This is a genomic window from Rhodococcus sp. (in: high G+C Gram-positive bacteria), assembly GCF_049591685.1.
Lineage (GTDB): Bacteria > Actinomycetota > Actinomycetes > Mycobacteriales > Mycobacteriaceae > Rhodococcoides.
In genome coordinates this window covers 1-3,886 of the sequence record NZ_JBAWFH010000219.1, presented here as the reverse complement: position 1 = coordinate 3,886, position 3,886 = coordinate 1, and the positions used below count along the sequence as shown (strand labels likewise).

4 protein-coding genes are annotated in these 3,886 nt (G+C 64.7%); 1 reads left to right on the top strand and 3 read right to left on the bottom strand.

The features are described from left to right. Positions 1-70: 70 nt before the first annotated feature. The 3 genes from WBQ44_RS09340 to WBQ44_RS09330 all read right to left on the bottom strand — a co-directional run bounded on the left by WBQ44_RS09340 (position 71) and on the right by WBQ44_RS09330 (position 3,019). On the bottom strand, positions 71-916 hold the full coding sequence (locus tag WBQ44_RS09340) for a 3-hydroxybutyryl-CoA dehydrogenase (protein WP_495566424.1): 846 nt from the start codon (positions 914-916) through the stop codon (positions 71-73). After that, positions 916-2,073 carry an acyl-CoA dehydrogenase gene (locus tag WBQ44_RS09335; RefSeq protein WP_495566423.1) on the bottom strand — a complete coding sequence of 386 codons (1,158 nt, stop codon included), beginning with the start codon at positions 2,071-2,073 and terminating at the stop codon, positions 916-918. The genes WBQ44_RS09340 and WBQ44_RS09335 overlap by 1 nt, the downstream gene beginning before the upstream one ends. A 295-nt stretch (positions 2,074-2,368) precedes the next feature. Beyond that, positions 2,369-3,019, bottom strand: a complete 651-nt coding sequence (locus tag WBQ44_RS09330) for a TetR family transcriptional regulator (protein WP_495566422.1) — start codon at positions 3,017-3,019, stop codon at positions 2,369-2,371. Between the two features lie 190 nt (positions 3,020-3,209). Here WBQ44_RS09330 and WBQ44_RS09325 point away from each other — a divergent pair. Continuing rightward, positions 3,210-3,886: FGGY family carbohydrate kinase (locus WBQ44_RS09325; protein ID WP_495566421.1), on the top strand; the 677-nt coding region annotated here is incomplete at its 3' end.

The window sequence follows — 3,886 nt, the reverse complement described above, 5'->3', positions numbered from 1 at the left end:
AACGCATCGATGGCCCACCGCAACCGTCTATGCGTTGCGATGGGCCATCGATGCCGGAGTAGGGGGATGCTCAGTAGCTGTAGAAACCCTTGCCGGTTTTACGGCCCAGCATGCCCGCATCGACCATGCGCTGCAGGAGCGGAGGCGGCGCGTAGTGGGGTTCGCGGAATTCGGCGTACAGCGACTCTGCGACGGCGAGGGTGACGTCGAGTCCGACGGTGTCCGCCAAACGCAACGGTCCCATGGGGTGCGCGCAGCCGTTGACCATGCCATCGTCGATGTCCTCGGCGCTGGCGAAGCCCGATTCGAGCATTCTGATCGCCGACACCAAGTATGGGATCAGGAGCGCGTTGACGATGAAGCCTGCGCGGTCACCTGAGCGGATGGTCTTCTTGCCGAGCGTGTTCCCTGCGTAGTCGGTGACGACGTCGACGGTTTCTTCGCTGGTGACGAGGCTGACGACGATTTCGACCAGCGGCAGTACCGGCACCGGGTTGAAGAAGTGGACGCCGACGACCTTGTCCGGACGCTTGGTCGCGTTGGCCATCTTGATGACCGGAATGGACGAGGTGTTGGTGGCCAGAATGCCTTCGGGCTTGACGATCGAATCGAGCTTCTGGAAAAGGTCCAGCTTGAGCGACTCGATCTCCGGTGCAGCCTCGACGACGAGGTCACGGTCGGCGAAGTCGGCGATGTCGAGCGTCAGAGTGATTGACGCACGCGCCTTTTCGGCTGCGTCTGCTTCGATTCGTCCGGACTTGACGGCGCGGGCGAACGATTTGTCGAGGCGCGCCTCGGCGGCGTCGGCGGCGGCCTGGCTGGTTTCGAGAATCAGCACCGAGCTACCGGAGCGAGCACACATTTCGGCGATTCCGGCACCCATGGTGCCGCCGCCGATGACTCCTACGAGTTCGATCATTTCAGCAGCGCCCGGGACATGACGACACGCTGAATCTGATTGGTGCCCTCGTAGATCTGCGTGATCTTGGCGTCGCGCATCATGCGCTCGACCGGAAAGTCGGTGGTGTAGCCGGCGCCGCCGAAGAGCTGGACTGCGTCGGTGGTGACCTCCATGGCAACGTCCGATGCGAAGCACTTGGAGGCTGCGGAGATGAATCCGAGGTTCTTCTCGCCGCGCTCGGCGCGTGCGGCGGAGTGGTAGACCATCAGGCGAGCGGCTTCGACCTTCATGGCCATCTCGGCGAGCATGAACTGCACGGCCTGGAAGCTGCTGATGGACTGGCCGAACTGCTTGCGGTCCTTGGTGTATGCGATCGCTGCGTCGAGTGCACCCTGTGCGAGGCCGACAGCCTGCGCGCCGATGGTCGGACGCGTGTGGTCGAGCGTCTGCAGTGCCGTCTTGAAGCCGGTGCCGGGCTCGCCGATGATGCGGTCGCCGGGAATTTTGCAGTTCTCGAAGTACAGCTCGGCCGTGGGCGAACCCTTGATGCCGAGCTTCTTCTCCTTCGGGCCGACGACGAATCCCTCGTCATCCTTGTGCACGATGAACGACGAGATGCCGTTGGCGCCCTTTTCGGGGTCGGTGACGGCCATGACGGTGTACCAATCGGACTTGCCGCCATTGGTGATCCAACACTTCGAGCCGTTGAGGACCCAGTCGTCGCCGTCGGCAACCGCGCGGGTCCGCATGCTGGCTGCGTCGGATCCGGCTTCGCGCTCGGACAGGGCGTACGACGCCATCGCGCCGCCCGCGAGCGACGGCAGAACCTGCTTCTTCAGCTCTTCCGAGCCGTTGAGGATCAGGCCCATCGTGCCGAGCTTGTTGACGGCGGGGATGAGGGACGACGATCCGCAGACGCGCGCGACCTCTTCGATGACGATGCAGGTGGCCACCGAGTCGGCGCCCTGCCCGTCGTACTCTTCGGGAACGTGAATGGCGTTGAAACCCGAGTTGATGAGCGCCGTCAGAGCTTCGTCGGGGAAGCGCGAGTTCTCGTCGACATCCTTCGCGTGCGGCGCGATCTCCTTCTCGGACAGAGCGCGGATGGCTGCACGCAACTCGCTGTGTTCGTCCGGTAATTGAAAGAGGTCGAAATCTGGGTTTCCGGCCATGGTGCCACTCTCCTACGGGCTTGGTATCGAATGCACGGCACTCAGTGCCATGCCTGCCTCGATGCTACCGGGGCGGGTGAATGATTACAACCAATGATGGCACCGAGTGCCAGGTGGGGTCGGGGTCCGGTGGCATCGATGTCCCATAGCAACGGTTAGACGGTTGCAGTGGCCCATCGATGCGGTCAGCAGTGGCCCATCGATGCGGTCAGCAGTGGCCCATCGCTTGAATGGTGCATTTATCCGAACAGATGGCTATCAGCGTCCATTCAAGCGGGTGGGCGGCCTGGAAAGCTCACTCGAGATGCTTCGCCAAGGCGTCGGCGACGGCGGACCGGGAGGTTCCGCGCGGGAACACGGCGACGACGATGTCGTTCTCGGACGGGCCCACGTTCGCGCGCACTTTGCGTAGCGCCACCTGCAGGTCGTCGCTGCTGGTGGGCACACCGTCGCGGATCATGCGTCGCAGAAGGTAGTTGTGCGTCGCCGTCACGGACGCGGTGAACTGCAGGATTTCCAGGTGCGGATGCTGGGGCAGTGCGCGTCGTAGGTAGTCGACGAACAGGCGGTTGTAGCGGAACACCGTCACGATCTCTCTGTCACGCAGTGCCGGGTTCTCGTGCACCACCTTGTAGCGCAGCTGTGCGAGCTCGTGCCAGCCGGAGAACCGTTCGAAGACGAGCTGCGCTGCGTCGCACACCGCAACCCAGGGGTCCGGGTGTGGACGGTCGAGAAATGCAGACGCCTGATCGAGCAGGATCTCATGGTCGGCGAAGATGACGTCGTCCTTGCCACGGAACTGCCGAAAGAACGTGCGACGCGAGATGCCCGACGCCTCCGCGATGTCGTCCACCGACGTCGCCTCGTACCCCTTCACCGCGAACAGGTCGAGGGCCGCCCGCGCCACGGTGAGGCGGAAGGAGTCTGGATCGTCGGCGTCGCGCATGATTCACGACGGTAGTCCAGTGGAAACCACCGCTGCCACCGCTGCGAGAACAACCGCTGCCACCGCTGCGAGAACAACCGCTGCCACCGCCGCGAGAACCCCGGTGCCACCCCTGCGGGAACACCGAGCTCGCGCGGTGGCGCGCGGTAGGGTCGGGAGTTGGAATTGCTCCGCCGGAAAGGACCCCGTCTTGGCGCTCGTCGCAGGAATCGACTCGTCCACGCAGTCGTGCAAAGTGTTTGTCCGAGATGCCGATTCGGGCGAGTTGGTGCGCAGCGGGCGCGCGGGCCATCCGGACGGGACCGAGATCGACCCCGCACGGTGGAAGTCCGCTCTGGACAACGCCATTGCCGATGCCGGTGGCCTGGACGATGTTGCGGCGGTCGCCGTCGGTGCGCAACAGCACGGCATGATCTGCCTCGACGAGTCCGGCGCGGTGGTTCGTCCCGCGTTGCTGTGGAACGACACGAGGTCGGCGCAATCGGCAGCGGACCTCGTCGACGAACTGGGTGGCGGTCAGGCCTGGGCCGATGCGATCGGCGTCGTTCCTCTGGCGTCCATCACCGTCAGCAAGCTGCGATGGTTGGCGGACAACGAGCCGGGCAACGCGGATCGCGCTGCGGCCGTCTGTCTTCCGCACGACTGGTTGAGTTGGCATCTCGGCGGCGCGTCCGGGTTCGACTCGCTCGCGACGGATCGTGGCGACGCCAGCGGCACCGGTTACTTCTCGGCTGCAACCGGGCGATATCGGGAAGACCTGCTGGAATCGGCGCTGCGCGGTAGAACGCCGCGCCTGCCCCGGGTTGCCGGACCGTCGGAACGCATCGGCGAAACGCCCTGGGGTGCGGCGATCGGGCCGGGCACCGG